Annotated in this window: 21 protein-coding genes and 1 pseudogene; 9 read left to right on the top strand and 13 right to left on the bottom strand. The window is 41.1% G+C overall.

What is annotated here, in order from left to right:
* A pseudogene (locus tag VB836_RS28695) lies at positions 1 to 205 on the bottom strand (hypothetical protein); the annotation flags it as partial.
* A 482-nt stretch (positions 206 to 687) separates the two neighbouring features.
* Here VB836_RS28695 and VB836_RS28690 point away from each other — a divergent pair.
* Complete coding sequence (locus VB836_RS28690) at positions 688 to 864, top strand: LuxR C-terminal-related transcriptional regulator (RefSeq protein ID WP_323224739.1); 177 nt, start codon at positions 688 to 690, stop codon at positions 862 to 864.
* Positions 865 to 955: 91 nt separating this feature from the next.
* On the opposite strand, the gene VB836_RS28685 is transcribed toward VB836_RS28690, so the two are convergent.
* The 3 genes from VB836_RS28685 to VB836_RS28675 all read right to left on the bottom strand — a co-directional run bounded on the left by VB836_RS28685 (position 956) and on the right by VB836_RS28675 (position 4859).
* The gene (locus tag VB836_RS28685) at positions 956 to 2743 is read right to left on the bottom strand and encodes an iron uptake porin (protein WP_323224737.1); all 1788 of its coding nucleotides are present in this window, start codon (positions 2741 to 2743) and stop codon (positions 956 to 958) included.
* A gap of 193 nt (positions 2744 to 2936) precedes the next feature.
* A complete protein-coding gene (locus tag VB836_RS28680) occupies positions 2937 to 3632 on the bottom strand; it encodes a superantigen-like protein SSL4 (RefSeq protein ID WP_323224735.1) in 696 nt (231 codons plus the stop codon).
* 147 nt (positions 3633 to 3779) lie between these two features.
* A complete protein-coding gene (locus VB836_RS28675) occupies positions 3780 to 4859 on the bottom strand; it encodes an RNA-guided endonuclease InsQ/TnpB family protein (RefSeq protein ID WP_323224733.1) in 1080 nt (359 codons plus the stop codon).
* A gap of 222 nt (positions 4860 to 5081) precedes the next feature.
* Between VB836_RS28675 and VB836_RS28670 the strand changes: the two genes are divergently transcribed.
* From VB836_RS28670 to VB836_RS28640, 7 genes are all read left to right on the top strand, one after another.
* Positions 5082 to 5294, top strand: coding sequence for a chlorophyll a/b-binding protein (locus VB836_RS28670; RefSeq protein WP_046278184.1), 213 nt, complete (start codon positions 5082 to 5084; stop codon positions 5292 to 5294).
* A gap of 357 nt (positions 5295 to 5651) precedes the next feature.
* Complete coding sequence (locus VB836_RS28665; protein WP_323224731.1) at positions 5652 to 6527, top strand: DUF4382 domain-containing protein; 876 nt, start codon at positions 5652 to 5654, stop codon at positions 6525 to 6527.
* A 117-nt stretch (positions 6528 to 6644) separates the two neighbouring features.
* Complete coding sequence (locus tag VB836_RS28660; RefSeq protein ID WP_323224729.1) at positions 6645 to 7196, top strand: carboxypeptidase-like regulatory domain-containing protein; 552 nt, start codon at positions 6645 to 6647, stop codon at positions 7194 to 7196.
* A 30-nt stretch (positions 7197 to 7226) separates the two neighbouring features.
* A complete protein-coding gene (gene cbiM / locus VB836_RS28655) occupies positions 7227 to 7871 on the top strand; it encodes a cobalt transporter CbiM (protein ID WP_323224727.1) in 645 nt (214 codons plus the stop codon).
* An 8-nt stretch (positions 7872 to 7879) separates the two neighbouring features.
* Positions 7880 to 8644, top strand: a complete 765-nt coding sequence (cbiQ, locus tag VB836_RS28650; protein WP_046278188.1) for a cobalt ECF transporter T component CbiQ — start codon at positions 7880 to 7882, stop codon at positions 8642 to 8644.
* Positions 8641 to 9438, top strand: a complete 798-nt coding sequence (locus VB836_RS28645; protein ID WP_323224724.1) for an energy-coupling factor ABC transporter ATP-binding protein — start codon at positions 8641 to 8643, stop codon at positions 9436 to 9438. Before cbiQ ends, VB836_RS28645 begins: the two co-directional genes overlap by 4 nt.
* A gap of 175 nt (positions 9439 to 9613) precedes the next feature.
* On the top strand, positions 9614 to 10036 hold the full coding sequence (locus VB836_RS28640) for a CAAD domain-containing protein (protein ID WP_323224722.1): 423 nt from the start codon (positions 9614 to 9616) through the stop codon (positions 10034 to 10036).
* A 144-nt stretch (positions 10037 to 10180) separates the two neighbouring features.
* Here VB836_RS28640 and VB836_RS28635 read toward each other — a convergent pair whose 3' ends face one another.
* The gene (locus VB836_RS28635; RefSeq protein ID WP_323224720.1) at positions 10181 to 11728 is read right to left on the bottom strand and encodes a bifunctional aminoglycoside phosphotransferase/ATP-binding protein; all 1548 of its coding nucleotides are present in this window, start codon (positions 11726 to 11728) and stop codon (positions 10181 to 10183) included.
* 115 nt (positions 11729 to 11843) lie between these two features.
* Between VB836_RS28635 and VB836_RS28630 the strand changes: the two genes are divergently transcribed.
* Positions 11844 to 12860, top strand: a complete 1017-nt coding sequence (locus tag VB836_RS28630) for an adenosine kinase (protein WP_323224718.1) — start codon at positions 11844 to 11846, stop codon at positions 12858 to 12860.
* A 93-nt stretch (positions 12861 to 12953) separates the two neighbouring features.
* Here the strand turns inward: VB836_RS28630 and rplY are convergent, their stop codons facing one another.
* From rplY to VB836_RS28590, 8 genes are all read right to left on the bottom strand, one after another.
* Complete coding sequence (gene rplY / locus VB836_RS28625) at positions 12954 to 13256, bottom strand: 50S ribosomal protein L25 (RefSeq protein ID WP_323224716.1); 303 nt, start codon at positions 13254 to 13256, stop codon at positions 12954 to 12956.
* 254 nt (positions 13257 to 13510) lie between these two features.
* A complete protein-coding gene (locus VB836_RS28620; protein ID WP_323224714.1) occupies positions 13511 to 13921 on the bottom strand; it encodes a hypothetical protein in 411 nt (136 codons plus the stop codon).
* Entirely contained in the window at positions 13921 to 14127 is a 207-nt protein-coding gene (locus tag VB836_RS28615) for a hypothetical protein (protein WP_323224712.1), read from the bottom strand. The genes VB836_RS28620 and VB836_RS28615 overlap by 1 nt, the downstream gene beginning before the upstream one ends.
* 14 nt (positions 14128 to 14141) lie before the next feature.
* Positions 14142 to 14375, bottom strand: a complete 234-nt coding sequence (locus tag VB836_RS28610; RefSeq protein ID WP_323224710.1) for a hypothetical protein — start codon at positions 14373 to 14375, stop codon at positions 14142 to 14144.
* Positions 14368 to 15264, bottom strand: coding sequence for an AAA family ATPase (locus VB836_RS28605; RefSeq protein ID WP_323224708.1), 897 nt, complete (start codon positions 15262 to 15264; stop codon positions 14368 to 14370). The genes VB836_RS28610 and VB836_RS28605 overlap by 8 nt, the downstream gene beginning before the upstream one ends.
* Before the next feature lie 121 nt (positions 15265 to 15385).
* A complete protein-coding gene (locus VB836_RS28600; protein WP_323224706.1) occupies positions 15386 to 15607 on the bottom strand; it encodes a YgiT-type zinc finger protein in 222 nt (73 codons plus the stop codon).
* Positions 15597 to 15944, bottom strand: a complete 348-nt coding sequence (locus tag VB836_RS28595; RefSeq protein WP_323224704.1) for a DUF4258 domain-containing protein — start codon at positions 15942 to 15944, stop codon at positions 15597 to 15599. The genes VB836_RS28600 and VB836_RS28595 overlap by 11 nt, the downstream gene beginning before the upstream one ends.
* A 42-nt stretch (positions 15945 to 15986) precedes the next feature.
* Positions 15987 to 17315, bottom strand: a complete 1329-nt coding sequence (locus VB836_RS28590) for an adenylosuccinate synthase (protein WP_323224743.1) — start codon at positions 17313 to 17315, stop codon at positions 15987 to 15989.
* Positions 17316 to 17421: the final 106 nt, after the last annotated feature.

Raw genomic sequence — 17421 nt, 5'->3', positions numbered from 1 at the left:
AATGCTCCTTAGGTCGTTGGCTGCTTCGTCTCCCATAAATCTTTGCCGAAAACGAAGCCATTAGGGACACAATATCCTCAACTAATTCAGCTTCATAAGATTTCGGTAAGACTTCTTCGATTAACTCGATCTGAACTCCATAACTACTGAAGAAACAATCAATAAAGTTGTAGTTAAAGCGGGTCAAACGGGAGTGGATGTTCATACATCCTCCCGTCACTCAACTCGAACTCAGTTCTCGTCACTTTGATGACCTTTACTGCGTCCTCGTTCATTCGCCAACATTCCTAAAACTGTGACCCCTTCAAATTATAGCGTTTTTCTACAGCTTTCAACAATTTTCTGCGTTTTGCGTTTAACAGTCGTTTACCCCAACTTTGTAGGGAGAGTTGGGGCAGTCGAAAGGGTGATGTTTTTTCTCTATCTTTAGTATGGCTTGCCCTTCAGTGCGTGACTTCACCCATTTAGGTGATTGGAGTTTCGCCTGATGTCCATCCGCGAATAGAAACCCGGTTTTTCCAGAGAATGGCTTTATGCCTTTTCACCTTTCCAATGTTGGAAGTTTTTACCCCCGAAAATTTCTAAGTTTTAGTATGTGCTAAAAAGACTTTCAAAATTCAGTATTTTCCCGGTAGCCGTCAGCCTAGAAAACCTGTAAAAATAGTAACATCGAGTGGAAAAAGTATTATGCAAGGACATCGTAGAATTGAACTCACCCCTAGAGAACAAGAGGTTTATGATCTTTTACAGCAAGGGCTGAAGCATAAAGAAATTGCCGAAAAGCTAGGGATATCTCTCCAGCGTGTGGGCGCTCTGCACAAAAACTTAAGGCTGAGACTTCTCAACAAACAGGAGATGCGTTAACTTTTTTGGGCTTAACGTTGCAGGAGAGATTTTTTGAAAATTCAGCAGGGGCGTAGCGTTTACGCCCCTAAATGAAGCTTAATTTAAAACTCTAAAACTGAAACAAGGTTCGCAACACTCCCACAAAAATGGTGTCGTTGCGACTATCATGTTCGGGGTCAGTGATGATATAAAATCCCGGTGTAATCCCAATGTATTCATTAATTTGAAACCGATAAAACGTTTCAATGTGAATCGAAGTATCATCATCTTCTTCGAGATCATCAATACTATGATAAACCATTTTGGGCGGCATTCCCACCACAATACCCAGCATATCTCCTTCTTTTAATAAGTCGGGAAAGGCAAGGGTTGTTGCCCAGTTAATGATTGTGGCATGATCATCTCCCCCTTGTTTTTGATCGGCCCAAGTCGAACCAAACCAACCCCCAAATTCAAAATTTTCAAACAATCGCCAGTTAAACTGAAAGCCTAAGTTATCGCTGGTTGTCGCCTGATCTCCAAAGGGTCTATTGGCGATAAAACTCCCCGTTCCACCGCCGACAAATACTTCGTCAGGATTAAAGTATCTGCGGTTATAATCAACGGCAAAAACTAAATTATCCAGGGGTTTATAAATCAGTTGAGCGCTGGCACTAAATGCACCATTAAATAAACCAAATCCTTCGGAGGGATTAGCCGCATCATTCGCTAAATAACCGAGATTTAATTGGAATTGATCATTAAACACATATTTAAAAGCGGCTCCCGTTCCTTGGGGGCCTCTAAATGTTGTGGGATTATAACGGGCAAAAGCAGAAATAACTCCCGTTGTTTCCTCTGAGATAGGACTCAGGGGATCTTGAACATCATCTAAATCAAGACTTTTTGCCCCAAAATAAACCTCTCCTTTGCCATTAAATACGGGAAAGACATAAAATAAATCATCGAGTTCAAAGCCATCTGTTGTCCCATCATCGACACTCGGAACTGTCATTAAAGTATTCGTGAGTTCGGGTGAGGTTAAATCACTCACATCAGAAGCTTGTAACCGAACTAACAGTAAATCTTCGCCTGTAAAACTGGTTTCAAAATCTAAACGAACTCGATACCCAAAAAAGGCTTGTGTTGGATCTTCGCTATCGTCAACATTTGGGCCGCCTGCTATCGTATACTGAGCGCGATCGCCAAAGGTATCTGAGATCCAAAAAATCCCTTCTCCCACGAGTTTTGTGGTTGTTGAAAATTGATTGGCTTCGAGTTCTGCCGCCCGCGCTTCTAAAACCGTCACTCGTCCACGAATTGTTGCCAGTTCTGCCGCGAATTCTTCCATTAATCGTTGCAATTTGGCTAAATCTTCTCGGGTGACTAAATCGGCAGTTGAAGCGCCAATTAATTCATTAATTCGTTCTAAGCAAGCGTTCACCCCTGCGGCGAATTCATAACGGGTTAAAGCTCGATTTCCTTTGTAGGTGCCATCGGGATATCCGGCGATACAACCATAACGTTCGACTAACGATTGTAAGGCTTGAAATGCCCAGTCAGTCGGTTGAACATCCGACAGTTGGGAAACCGATGTGACTTGCTGTTTTTTCTGGGAATTTCGTCCTTCTTGAAAGTATTCATTAAGTTGATTTTGGGAGTCTCCATCCCCGAAGTTGCTTGGAACTTCTTCAAAACCACTGTGAGGATTAACCGGAACTTGGGCTAGGGATTCCTCTAACCCTGATAGTTGATAGTTTCTCGCAATATCAAGTTTTCTTGTTCTTTCACTTGAAGCGTCTGATATCATCTCTTGATCAGAGTTTAACTCAACGGCGATCGCAGAAAATCCCCCTGTTAAACTGACGATTAAAACACTCTGAGTCAATAGCAGAGCATTCCAAACTGATTTCGACATCTTTTCCTCACACTGATAAGATCAATTAGCCTCTACCGTTCAAGAAAGATAACTTCTTGAAACTAAGTTTCGATAGTGTAGGTGAGTCTTGAGTTTTCCGCAATGGGGGTAGGGAGGATATCACAGTTAACAGTGAACGTAGGGGTAATTGATCAATTACCCCTAGCAGTTATCAGTTTTTTCCCTGTTGCCTTTACATTTTGTTTTTAAATTCTTCGGGGTTATGGGGTTGAACTTCCAAAGTTCCTGAATCACTAAATATAACTTCAAATTCAGCAAAATCAACCGTAGGCTTTCCTGAATCTACAGGAGCATTAGATTGAATCAAGTCAGGAAGGGGGATATTCTGAAGATTATCTTGGGCAATACTATTAATCGGAGTATAAGCGATGATTGCTCCAGTTTCATCAACACGAACGACATAAATAGAAGTTTCCGAAACTGGAATTGTCCAGGTTTGATCAAGACTGTCAAAAAGCTGCTGTTCTAAACCGTCTAACAGGGCAGTGTCGGTAATTTTTTGAGCTGTGTTGACTGCTGTTGATGAGGGGGGAGTTAAATTGGCTTGAGAGGGCGGTGTCGTAACATCAGGTTTAGGAACTTCTTTTGAGGGAGAAATCGCTTGAGAGGGCGGTGTCGTAACATCAGGTTTAGCAAGCTCTTTTGAGGGAGAAACCTTTTCCAATGATGGAGAAATCTTTTCAATTCCCTCTTCTGGTGAGTAAGTGTAGTCTCCAGAAATCATTGATAATGTTGTTGATGCACTCATCAGCATCACAACAGCAAAGGTAATGATGGTCGGAGAAGCTTGAGGTTCGAGAGACTCTTCCTCTTGTTCTGATGTCGCAGGAGAGTTGAGAGAATAACGCCTGGGTTGGTTAGTATTCATTATGCCGCGCTAGTGTGCTGATCTTCAGAAGATGAATATTGTCTCTAGGATAACTGCTATCGAAAACTGATATAACACGGTATAAACCGTATTAATGTTTCGTTCCTGCATCACCCCGGACTGTCGGCAGCACCCGGTCAGACAGGCTCAAACCGAATAGCCTTCGGCGTAATGCTTTAAGTTGAGGCTCGCATTCAAATCGCGCTCAATTGATATGTCGCAAGCTTCACAGATGAAAACTCGTTCTTTCAGTGCTATTTCTTGAACGTGACCGCAATTTGAACAGGTTTTAGTTGACGGATAGAAGCGATCTGCAAAAACCAGAGTCGAGCCGTACCACGAGGATTTATATTCGACTTGACGACGAATTTCATAAAGAGCAGAATCGGCAATAGCACCCGCTAACTTGTGATTTTTCAACATCCCAGAAACATTCAAGTCTTCTAACCCGATGACTGCGTGGTTTTTGCATAGCCATGAGGTAAGTTTATGAATTGTATCTTTGCGAATGTTGACAATTCTTTGTGAAGCTCTTGCTAATTTGAGCTTGGCTTTATTCCTGTTATTGGAACCCTTCTGTTTTCTAGAAAGTTCACGCTGAAGTCGAGCTAGATTTTTTTGAGCTTTTTTGTAAGCTCTGGGGTTAGCGAAAACAGTACCATCTGAACAGGTAGCCAACACCTTAACTCCAACATCAACACCCAGATATTCTCGGGATTTAACAGTCTGTTCTGGTTCAAATTCGTAGGCTACAGACAGATACCAAGAATCAGCGACTCGACTAATTGTGACTCGTTTAGTCTGAATTTCCGGGAGGGGTTCATAAGTGAATATCCATCCAATAAAAGGAAGTTTCAATCTCTTCCCTGAAAACCTCATTACTTTGCCACAATTATCGAGAGTAAAGCTATCATTTCTGCCTTTTTTCTTGAACTTAGGATGTTTGGCAATGCCTTGAAAAAATCGGCTAAATGCTTCTCCCAAGTGCATGAAGGCAAATTGATAAACTCTAGAACTTAGCGTTGACTGCCAGGGATATTGAGGTTTGACGTGATTGGTGTAGAACTTTTTTAGCTTATTCGTTGAAGGTTTTAACCCTTGTTTGTAAGCTTCATTCCACATCGCTAGCGCCCAGTTCCAAACCCACCTAGAATATCCGGCGTGGGTCGCCATTAAAGTCTTCTGTTTGTTGTTCAGTTTTAACTTGGTATGATAGGCTCGTTGCATAGATCTATTATCTGATCTTACAGATAGTACCGTGTTGTACCATAAATCGTCTACTAAGTTACTGCTCCACTTCCAGGACTTTTTCCCGTTGAACTGTTTGACAACTGTAAATTAGGCTAACTCTTTACAATACTATCAAAAAGATATTTTGTCAAACATCTTTACAAATTTTAATAGTATGTTACATTTAGATACAGATAGAAAAAATTTTAGGAGAAAGATATGACAAGTCGTGGTTATAGCATTGAAGAAGGTGGACGTCTGAACAACTTTGCAGTTGAGCCGAAAATGTACGTTGATGACACCCCGAAAACGGGCTTCACTCAGTACGCAGAGAAGCTGAATGGACGTTTAGCAATGATTGGTTTTATCTCATTGATCAGTTTAGAAGCCATCACTGGACAAGGACTTGTAGAATGGTTAACCAGTCTGTAAATTCTCTGTAATTTCAATGCAGATGAATCATCACAATATCAACAAGGGGGTGTCAGTCTCTAGGTTATTATCTAGAAACTCCCCTTTAGATAGAGTGAAAAAAATGATAAGTTGTTCATAATAGACGAAAAAAGCTACTTTTACAATAGAAGTTTTCTTAACTTATACTCAGAAAAACTTATATTTCTGAGATTTTTTTATGAAAATGAAAAAATGAGTAGCAATTTTTGATCTTAATGTTTAAGATATTCAAGAGTTTGAGTAAAAGCTGTTTTAAAATGCCCCTAGAGGGGATTGTCAAGCTCGGCTTAAGCTTGTTTCCTATACTATTAGAAAGTCCGTAATCTAGCATCAGGGATGAAAAAACAGTTAGTCACCTTTGGAAGTTTAGTTTTTTTGGTTTCAGGAGTCCTGTTGGGTTGTTCTCAAACCCCAACCCCAGAAGCCGGACAACCGCAAACAGAAGCTACCTCAGAAATTCTCGCTCCTACAGGCGAAGTGGGTACGATGCAGTTTCGAGCCAATGGAGAAGATTTTGTTCGTCAAGGCTTCACAACTAAAGACGGTTGGCAAGTCAACTTTGATCACATTTATGTCAACATTTCCGACGCCACAGCCTACGAAACCTTTACCCCCTACGATGCGGAAGCCGGAGGCGAACCCCAAGCCAAACAAACCATTAGTTTAGTCGTGGACAAAACCGTTGACTTAGCCGCAGGCGGCGAGGATGCGGAAACGATTCTCGTCAACGAAGTCCCAGCACCTCCGGGCCGATATAACGCTTTGTCTTGGAAGATGAATAAAGCCCAAGAAGGGCCAGCCGCAGGCTACACAATGGTTATGCAGGGAACGGCAACAAAGGGTGGCCAAACGGTGCCTTTTACGCTGAAACTTGACCAAGAATTAGCTTTTACTTGTGGAGATTTTGTCGGAGAAAATCGTAAAGGCATTCTGCAACCGGGAGAAACTGCACAGTTAGAAGCAACTTTCCACTTTGATCATTTATTTGGAGATGGAGAAGCCCCGGCTGATGATGAAATTAATACAGGGGCTTTAGGCTTTGAACCGTTAGCAAAAGCCGCTAAAGGATCTTCATTAGATGCCGATTTAGCCACACTGAAACAGCAACTTTCTTCGGAAGAATATAATAAACTGATCGCCATTTTGCCGAGTTTGGGTCATGTTGGTGAAGGTCACTGCAAAGAAACTCAGCTTACCGCTCAGAAGAATTGAGAATCAACAAGTGATGGCAAGGAAGTAAAGCCTTAAGGAGTTCAGCTTGAAAAGTTGCAACAAACCAACATTAAAACACCGGAAAGTTCATCATGCTAGATCTAGGAGAGAATGAACATGAAATGGCAATTAATTCTCGGCTTAGTGCTATTTTCGAGTTTGGGTTTATCGGAAAAAGCCTTAGCTCATGGCGTTAAAATTGAACACAATGCAACTCAAGCGATTGAGATCAACGCCAAATATGACACGGGTGCGCCCTTAGAAAATGCTCAAGTTACGGTTTATGCACCTGATGACCCGACAACGCCTTGGAAGCAGGGAACAACGGACAATCAGGGGAATTTTATGTTTACCCCTGATCCCTCTAAAATTGGGTATTGGGAAGTAAAAGTGCGGCAAGCAGGGCATGGGGGTTTGATTAGTATTGCAGTAGGAAACAATACAAATAATCCTCAAGTTTCTGCTGATCAACCAACTGAAAATCAAAACGAACAGAGTTCTTTTTATTCAAAAACAAGTCAAGGATTAAGTCCCATTCAGAAAGGGTTAATGATTGGCTCTATCCTGTGGGGATGTGTGGGAACGGCTTTATTTTTCTCCAAACTAAATCTCAAACATTCACCCGTTGAGGATACCCCAAATGTTCGACAACAAGAATCAGAAAGCTAAATCAGAAGAATAAATTAATCGTATAATCTCATGCACATTTCTGAGGGAATTCTCCCGGCTCAAGTCTGCATTGGAGGATATGCGATCGCGGGTTTAGCGACGTGGTATTCTCTAAAACAGATTAATAGACAAAATAATCCGACTGATGGAGTCCCAAAAGCTGCTTTATTGACGGCTGCTTTCTTTGTTTCCTCTAGTATTCACATTCCCATTCCTCCCGCGAGTGTTCACTTAGTTCTGAATGGTTTGTTGGGTGCAGTATTAGGTTATTATGCGTTTCCGGCGATTTTAATTGGTCTATTGTTTCAAGCCGTGATGTTTGGACATGGAGGGCTAACAACATTAGGAATTAACGCCATCATTATGGGTGTTCCGGCGATCGTTGCCGCTCAAATTTTTCAGTTTCGCAACAGCATCGGACATCGACTGAAACCGACTGTTTCCCTGAATCTTTTTGGATTTTTAGCGGGTGCAGCAGGTTTAGGACTTGCAGCTTTGCTATTTTTTGGGTTAACCATTACGAATATTCCTTCAGGTTTTGATGCTCAAGCTGAACAAACTGCTATCTTGGCGTTAATGTTGGCTCATATTCCATTGATGGGAATAGAGGGCGTTTTTACAGCAATGGTGGTTAGCTTTTTACAACGAGTTAAACCCGAACTTTTACCCAGTTAGGATAAAGCATGAGATTGGCACTGGATGAGTATGCACACCTCAATTCACCGATTCATCGTTGGCATCCGCAGTATAAACTGATCGGGTTATTTGCTTTAATGTTTGCATTTGCTACCGTTGAAGATGTGCGTTTACTTCCGGTGATATTAACCCTGACAGCTCTTTTATATCTATTGTCGCGATTGCCGTTATCTTTTCTGCTCATTCGATTACGCTATCCGGGTATTTTTTTGTTGGGTCTTATCGCAGTATTACCTTTTTTTTCGGGTCAAACCATTCTCTGGCAATGGGGAATCATTACCTTACGACAAGAGGGACTTTTAGCCATTGTTTTGATTGTTGGTCGGTTTTTAGCTATTTTTATCACGGGTTTGGTTCTGTTTGGTACGGGTTCGTTTTTGAACCTAATTAAAGCGATGCGATCGCTCGGTTTATCTCCCATTTTAGCCGATATGATGTTGTTATCTTATCGCTATTTATTTGAACTGGCTTATCAACTGAATACCATGCAACGGGCTACCCGACTGCGAGGTTTTCAACCCACCAAATTGAGTAGGCGAAATATGGAAGTCTACGCAGCTTTAGCGGGAAGTTTGCTGGTTCGGAGCTATCAACAATCTCAGGAGATTTACAAAGCCATGCAATTGCGGGGATATGGTGCGTCTATGAAATCTCATCGATCAAAAGGGAGTTTAGATGTTTACAGTGCGATCGCTTTAATGATCAGTTTAGGAATCGTCGGTGGACTGATTACATTAGAAATTTTATTATGAATTTAGAGGAATATCAAACCTTGAGTCATACAACACCCGAACAACTACATCATTCTTCGAGAGAATTGGCAACTGACAAAAGGGGAATTGTTGTTCAAAATTTGGTCTTTAGTTATCCGAATCAAGATCCAGTTTTGCAGGATATTTCCTTTACCCTTAGCCCAGGCGAACAAATTGCCCTACTCGGAAAAACGGGAACCGGAAAAAGTACCTTGATGGAAAATTTAGTGGGGTTAAAACAACCAAAATCTGGTACAATATGGATACAAGGAATGTCTCTAGAACCGAAAAATTTATTTCAAGTGCGGCGTCATATTGGATTTGGTTTTCAAGAACCGAATGATCAACTCTTTATGCCCACGATTTTAGAAGATGTGATTTTTGGGCCTTGTAATTATGGCGTTTCCCCAGAAGAAGCCCAAGAACAAGCCTATCAACTGTTAGCCGATTTTGGACTCGCAGATGTCACGAACCGTCCCGTACATGAACTTTCTGGGGGACAAAAACGGTTAGCGGCGTTGGCAGCAATTTTGGCCTTGAACCCTTCGATTTTGATTTTGGACGAACCAACGAATGGCCTTGATCCTTGGTGGCGTCGTCATCTGGCTGAGATTTTACCCGAATTACCCGTAGAAGTGCTGTTAATTGCGTCTCATGATCTCAACTGGGTTAGGAGAGTCACCCAACGCGCAATGGTGCTACAACAGGGTAAAATTTTAGTAGATATGCCAACCGAAGAATTGCTGCAAGATTCCTCGGTGTTAGAAAGCTGTGGCTTACCGTTAGATTATTAAGGCTATCTTAATTTGTAAATAGGTGATTGTGCTGATGTCCAATTTGAGAAGTTTACAAATAACGAAAATAACTAGCGATCACAGCTAAAAGACTGCTAATCTTGTCTCTACTGCTAGCAGGATAATGATTCTGCTGGTTTATCATTATGTTTTGATGTCATCTCAGGAGGCTAATATGCCCGATCCTAAAATAGAAACCACAACAACCCCTTCTTCTGTCGAAGTGAAAACTACATCTGTAGACCCCTTGACACAAGCTACACTTGACGAACAGACAACGACAACCCAATTTGACGAAATCAAAGCCAAAGTCGTTGAAGTCCTCGCTGAATTGCCTGCTTACGTCTCAGGTTTCTTCGGGGAATACCAGAAACCGATCATCACAATTTTGCTGATTATAGCGGCAATTGTGTCTCTGAGAGTTCTGTTTGCAGTGATTGATGCCCTCAATGATATTCCTTTACTTGCACCAACCTTTGAGTTAATTGGTATGGGATATTCGGCTTGGTTTATCTATCGCTATTTGTTGCGGGCTTCCAACCGTCAAGAATTGTCCCAAGAAGTTCAAGCTTTCTGGGAACAAATTAGCGGAAAATAGTTCTCATCCCTTATTATTTCGACGGTTTGGAATCACCAACTCTATTTTAAATCTCCATCTTGATCAAAAGGGTGGGGATTTTTTACAGTCAAAAAAACACCAATATCACATCTTAGTGTCTTTGTGTCTTCGTGGTGAATTTATTCATAAAACATGAGAGAATTGATCAAGTTGTGCTGCAATATCTTGAGTTGTATCAATTGAGGTAACATAAGCTTTTTCTGCTTCTGTAAACACTTCGGAGGCTTGTTGTTGACTCTCTAATAAATCAACCGTCGCATCGGTAATATCTCCCTTTCTCTGTTGTAAACGCGATCGCAAAATCTCCATCGGTGCCACACATTCTAATATATTCAAAGGCAGTTGATCAAACTCACATTGTTTGATTACTGTTTCTCGTAACTGTTGCTGATCATATTTAGCATCTAGAATCACTGTGAACCCTTGTTTTGCTAAAATTAGCCCCAAGTCTAACAACCGTTTATAGGTGTTTTGTGTCATTTCTGCCGTATATAAAGCTTCTGTCCCTCGTTCATTTAACGGAATTTTGCCTAACTGTTTTCTCACCGCATCTGAACGAATTTGAATCCCGTTTAAACGTCTGGCTAACTGTTTGGCAACTGTACTTTTTCCCGAACCTGACAAACCCGACATCATTATAATTCGTCCTAGTTTTTGCTGTGTATATTGCCAAGCGAGTTGATAATATAAAGCCGCTTCTTTTTGAATCTCTTGTTTTTTATCGCTAGAAATCTCCGATTCATCTAACATCATTGAATTCACTTTCCCCCGTACATAGGCTTGACGACAGAGATAAAACGGTAATATTTGTAATCCTTCCCAATCTCCGGTTTGTTCAATATAAGTATTTAAAAATTGACAACTCAAATCAGAACGTCCTCGTGCATCTAAATCCATCACTGTAAATCCGATATCATACATGACATCAACAAAGCGAAATTCTTCGTTAAATTCAATCCGATCAAATAACATCACTTCATCTTGCCATAAAAACATATTTTTTAAATGTAAATCTCCGTGACACTCTCGAATCCAATTTTGTGCGATTCTGCTTTGAAAGAGAGATTCATTTTCTTTAAAAAATTTATCGGTGAATTGCTTTGTTTCTTCGTATTGTTGTTGAGTTTGAACAAAGCCAATATATTGAGCCGTTTGATTATAGTTTTGTTCAATCGCTTGACGAATTTTAGGGATTTCTCCAAACTGACGAATATAATCATTGCTTGGGGCGTTGAGATGAAAGAGAGCAACTTTTTTCCCCAGTTGAGTCAGATGTTCTAAAGTCAGTTTTCCCTGTTCAAACAAAGTAATCAACAGATTATCTTGCGGAAACTGACACATTTTTAACGTAGATTCTACGATGTTAGTTTCTTCTCCCAGTTGAAAGCGATCGCCAACTTGAGAAATCGGTAAAACTTCTAAATAAAACTTTGGGGCTAGCGGTTGATTTAAACGCAGTTCTTCTTGACAAAAATGTTGGCGGTTTGTTAAACTAGAAAAATCTAAAAATTCAAAATTAACTGATTTTTTGACTTTATACGCATAATCCCCCGTGAGCAGAATAAAAGAAATATGAGTTTGGATTAATTGAATCGGTTCAGTAACCGGATGAGGATAAAACGACGGTTGTAACATCTGCTGAATTAAAATCGGAAGAGAAGAATCAGTCATATTAAAAACTCCTGATCGGCAATTATTTTCAGTTTAGACGTTGATTTAATTTACCTCAAACACAGAATTTGATATGATGGGTAAAAAAGTTTAATCAGTTCTCAACCCAGATCCCATGACAGAAGATAATCAAGCCTCAAAGTCCATAAATGTTTTTGGTGTCGGAAATGCCTTGCTAGATATTTTGGCATTAGTTGATGATGATTTTATTCAAAACCATAGCCTAAATCGAGGCGCGATGACCTTGATGGATGCCCAAAACCAAGGTAAACTATTACAACAGTTAGAAAATCAATCTCTAGAATTGCGTTGTGGGGGTTCTGCGGCGAATACAATGATTGCGATCGCCCAAAGTGGAGGAAGCGGTTACTACACGGGAAAAGTCGCAGAAGACACCAACGGGGAATTTTACCGTCAGGATATGGTAGCGCTAGGAATTGGGTTTGAAGTTGATCCCGATCTCCACTCAGAAAACCCTACCGGAACTTGTTTAGTCTTGACAACGCCCGACGCCGAACGAACCATGTGTACCAACTTAGGGGTTTCAACTCGGTTATCCGTTAGTGATATTAATACCGAACATTTAAGTCGTTGTCAATATAGCTACGTTGAAGGCTATCTTTGGGATGCGCCCGATCCTCGCAAAGCCTGCATAGAAACAATGGAACAATCTAAACGTCATGGTGTCAAGGTGGCGTTTACATTTTCTGATGGGTTTTTATTAGATCGCTTCACCGATGATTTTCACCAATTAGTTTCAGAATATTGTGATGTGATCTTCTGTAACGACTCAGAAGTGCGTCATTTTTTTCAAAGTGAATCTTTAGAAGATTGCGCCACTAAACTCAGTAAAATTGTTGATTTAGCCTTTATTACCAATGGTGAAAAAGGCTGTTTAGTCGTCGAAAAGGGAAATATTATCCCCGTTGCCGGATTTCCCGTTAAACCGATTGATACCGTTGGCGCTGGAGATGCGTTTGCGGGAGGGGTTCTCTATGGACTGACTAACGGTTTAACAACATCACAAGCCGCCCGTTGGGGGAATTATCTCGGTTCGTTAGTCGTACAAATTCATGGCCCCCGTTTAGCCAAATCTCCCGCCGATCAGCTACAAACAGTTATCGCCGGATAAAACCTCACCCTAACCCTCTCCTACGAAGAGAGGGACAACTGAATCCCCCCGATCTTCGAGGGATTGGGGGAGGTTGCTGGGGGCTAGTGGAGTTCAAGCCTCTTCTTTGACTGCAAAAAAGCTAAAGTGATAAGGCAGGGGCTTCCAAGGATGAGATTGAACTTCATGGAGTACCGTTTGACCATTCCAGGATAGATGAGGAATGCTGAGTTCGATCACAGTTTTGTTGACAATTGCATTTTGCATCAACAGGATAGCCTTTTTCGCGTCTAGGGTGAGTTCAATTGACTCTGCACCCTGATGACCATACAAAACAGCAGGAATTAAACCTTCACGACGCAATGCGTTGGGTTTACTTCCTTCCGGGCGTTTTTGACATTCGATTGTAATTGCCATGTTTCAATAATCTCTATTAGGAGTTAACATTATAGGCTTAAGCCTGTGAGGATATGCTGCAATCACAGCGATCGCCTTTTATTTCAGACAGGCACAAACTCTTATCATATCAAAGATAGAAGATTAATTGCAAATGGCGATCGCGATCTTCGGGTCGGGTGGGTCTGATAACAAATTTATCGATTTTTTCGTTCTGTTAATGATCTAACCCACCCGACAAGTATATGATGAGCCGATTTGTTAAAAAAACGAAGTTAATCAGTTCGATCTAAATACTGATAACTTTTATTTTCCAATAAAGCTCTAATTTCATTCAGCATATTGATTCGTTGAATGATAGGAAAACCTATATTTTTGATTTCATCTTTTGATGCCGAGCTTTTTATTGGAGTAAACTTTTCACTCTCCACGACAATTTTTTCTTTAAAAAAATCAATTAATTTATTACGAACATCAGTTTTTAATTTGACCAGTTTTAAGTCCTTTTCCTCATCTTCTATCTTGACTTTGATAGATTGATTATGACCAATTTTTGAAAATTCAGATTTTGCGAGATCCTGATAAAGATCATCTGCTATCTCTATAACCTCTGGTTCATTCAACTCTAGAACTTGCGAAGACTTATCTGATGTCTTTTTAATTGAGTAAAAGCTGATAGACAACATTAACCTTCCTCCTTAGCTTCAGATTCCATAAACTCTTTCTCCGGAACATTTTCAGCCCAAGCAATATTAGCTTCATCAAATAAAGCTTTGGCTTTGGGAGAAATTTTTCCTGTAGTTAATATTGCAGTCACCGTTCCTCTGTCTATAATTTTCTGTGCCTCCCCCGGATAGATATGATCTTTCGTTTTTATTTCAATATGTGCCATGTTGACCCCCCTATCTAATTCGACTTGTTGTTATACTTATTTTGAATCTCACGAACAATTTGTTGAACACGAGGAACATCTTCTTCATTAATAAGGAGAATATCCCCATTCCTGTCATTCCCTGTGGTTCTTCTTGCTGAAATTCCTTCTGATTCTAGTCGCTCGATGACCCATCCGATAAAGTGCTTATGGACTCTATAATGATACATCATTCGATCTTCATCTGTTTCCCATTGCTGATCAGACATTGGATATCTCCTGATAAGTTTTAGCTAAATGTTCACCCGTTGAAAATCCTTGCTGAAAGAGTTCCAGCAATCTATCTGCAATAGAGAATTCCCCTTTCGTACATAAGACTTCAATGAATAAAATCTTGTACAAATTTTTAATATCTCCGACTGTAAACCCCCGAAATTTATAAATATCGTAGAGCTTTCTTAAATCTTCGGGCTTAAATTTATAGTTTATTTCTTGGTTTAAATAGTTTAGATAAGCTGTAAACTCATCCAGTGATAACTGAGCATTTACATGATGCTTTAATGTAAATCTGCGAACAACTGCGGTATCAACTAGATGAGGTACATTGGTTGCACCAAATACAATCAAACGTTGACTTACCGAGGGTCGTAATTGATCAAGTTCTAGCATCAATGTTGTCATCGCTCGACGAACAGCATCATGTTCTTGTTCGCGAGAACGACTCATGCAAAAAGCATCCAGTTCATCTAATAACAGAAATGCGGAGGAATCATCAGCACAAACCTGTCGTAAATCATCAAAAATTTGCGCTAAATTTCGGGAAGATTGACCGAGAGCGGGATCTAGCATTCTTCCCACATCTACTGTATAAAAATTAATCTCATTTGTAACCTCTTGCTTGAGCCGATCAAACAAGAAGTAACATAAACTGGTCTTACCTGTGTTTGGTGGCCCATATAGGAGGACTGAGGGGGCGAGATCGTAGAACCCTAATTTTCGCAGGATTGACTTGTCCGCAGTCAATATAACTTTACAAAAGTTAAATAAAGACCTCTGTAGCTCGTCTAACCCGAATAGCTTCTGCTGATCAAGGCGACCCTGAATCTCTCCATGAGTGAGTTGGAATAGTCCACTCGTTCCTTGGACAGGGCTGGGCATTGAGAGAGCCTCGATAAATTACAAGGATTAATGCTTTTATATCTTCATTCTAAAGGCTAAAATTAAGATTGGCAAGTCAACTTGAGATGGTAGAGTGAGCCGGATAGCACAATTATGGATTTTATCCAAAGCTGTACACGGGAGTTTCAATGACCCGATCCGGCTGTGTTTTGTTCAGAATAATTTGTTGTAAATGCTCGACAGTTGATGGAGAAAAGAATTGTTCGCCTGTTTCTTCGTTTACACGAGCAGGAACATTTTCAACTAAGAAGAACTTGCCATTAATTTCCAGCGTGTAAGTGACTTGCTTCTCAACCAGTTGTTCTTGTTGATCACTGATCATTGTTACTCATCCTCCTAATTGTAAAGTCTTCATTCCATCGTTCGGGATCGGGTTCATACACTGTGATAATTTTAATCAATGGTCGGGTGGGATAGCTACATTGAACATGAATTGGTCGTTGAGCTTGAGTTAAACCAGCGATGAGACAACTAGGGCCGTACTTATCGTTAGGATAGTCTTCAATCAGTTTACCATTGCTAATTGCTTGCTTGATTTCATCGACTCGAATTTGACGTAAGATAGACTGATCGACCGCGTGCTTGGAGAACTCGAACTCATCGTTAGTAATCTTACGAGTAATTTCTTCAAGTTTTCGCGTGAACTCTCCACCCGTCATAATTCTTGTTACGTTAACGCTCTGACCCACCCGACAATTAAACTAAACGGGTTGACCATTAGAATCTAATAAACCCCGTTTTGGCCCGTGAATGGGGTCTTCAATAATAATCGTTTGATCGCGACTCGCACCCAGAGAAACGATCGCGATCGGCGCTTCCATAATTTCCGCGAGAAACTTCAAATAATCTAACGCTGCTTTGGGTAAATCTTCTAAATCTCGACAGTTTTCAGTTGATTTTTTCCAACCGGGTAACGTTTCATAAATCGGTTTACATTGGGCAAATTGACGCGGATCACTGGGAAGATTTTCGCAACGTTCCCCGTCAATATCATAGGCGACACAAACTTGAATTTCGTCTAATTCATCCAAGATATCTAACTTGGTAATCGCCAAACAGTCTAACCCATTCACTCGTACCGCATACCGTCCGATCACCGCATCAAACCAACCGCAGCGCCGCTTTCTTCCGGTTGTTGTCCCAAACTCAGCCCCGCGATCGCATAATATCTCTCCCACTCCATCCACCATTTCCGTCGGGAATGGCCCCTCGCCCACACGAGTTGTATAAGCTTTCGCCACCCCAATCACCCGATCAATCACCGTTGGCCCCACACCTGCGCCCACACAAGCACCGCCGGCTATCGGGTTAGAAGAGGTTACATAGGGATAGGTGCCATGATCGAGGTCTAGAAGGGTTCCCTGCGCCCCTTCAAACAGGATATTTTCCCGACGGCGAATGGCTTCATACAACCGCAAAGAAGAATCTACCACATGAGGACGTAGGCGTTCGGCATAGCCTAAATATTCTTCAATAACTGCTTCAGGATTAAGGGGCGGTAAGTTGTACAATTTTTCTAAGACGACATTTTTGCAGCTAATCGTCCATTCGAGTTGACTTCGCAATCCTTCGGGATTCATCAGATCGATCATCCGAATACCCGTCCGTTCTGATTTATCTGCGTAGGTCGGCCCAATACCCCGGCCCGTTGTTCCGATTTTACGGTTTCCCCGTTGTTCTTCTGAAGCCTGGTCAAACAGTCGATGATACGGCATCGTAACATGAGCCGTTTGAGAAATTTTTAGCTTGCTTGTAGAAACATTGAGGCTTTCGACTTGATCAAGTTCTTGGATCAGTACCTTCGGGTCAATCACCGTCCCGCCTGCAATGATACATTCCGTGTCGGGATACAAAATCCCCGACGGAATCAAATGCAGTTTAAAGGTTTGACCATTGACAACAACGGTATGACCTGCATTCACACCGCCTTGGTAGCGAACCACAACATCTGCCGAACGACTCAGCAGATCGGTTATTTTACCTTTTCCTTCGTCACCCCACTGGGCACCGACCACAATTACGTTAGCCAAGGGAATTCTACGCCAAGCTTCTAGTTTACACAAATCTTGATTTTCTCACCCTGTATTATTTCTGTCAAATAATTTCTTGTCAAGCTGAAACCATTAAGTTTTGTTA

The sequence above is a fragment of the Limnoraphis robusta BA-68 BA1 genome, from assembly GCF_034932365.1.
Classification (GTDB): domain Bacteria; phylum Cyanobacteriota; class Cyanobacteriia; order Cyanobacteriales; family Microcoleaceae; genus Capilliphycus; species Capilliphycus robustus.
The sequence above is the reverse complement of the archived record's forward strand: the minus strand, read 5'-3'. Positions and strand labels throughout refer to the sequence as shown.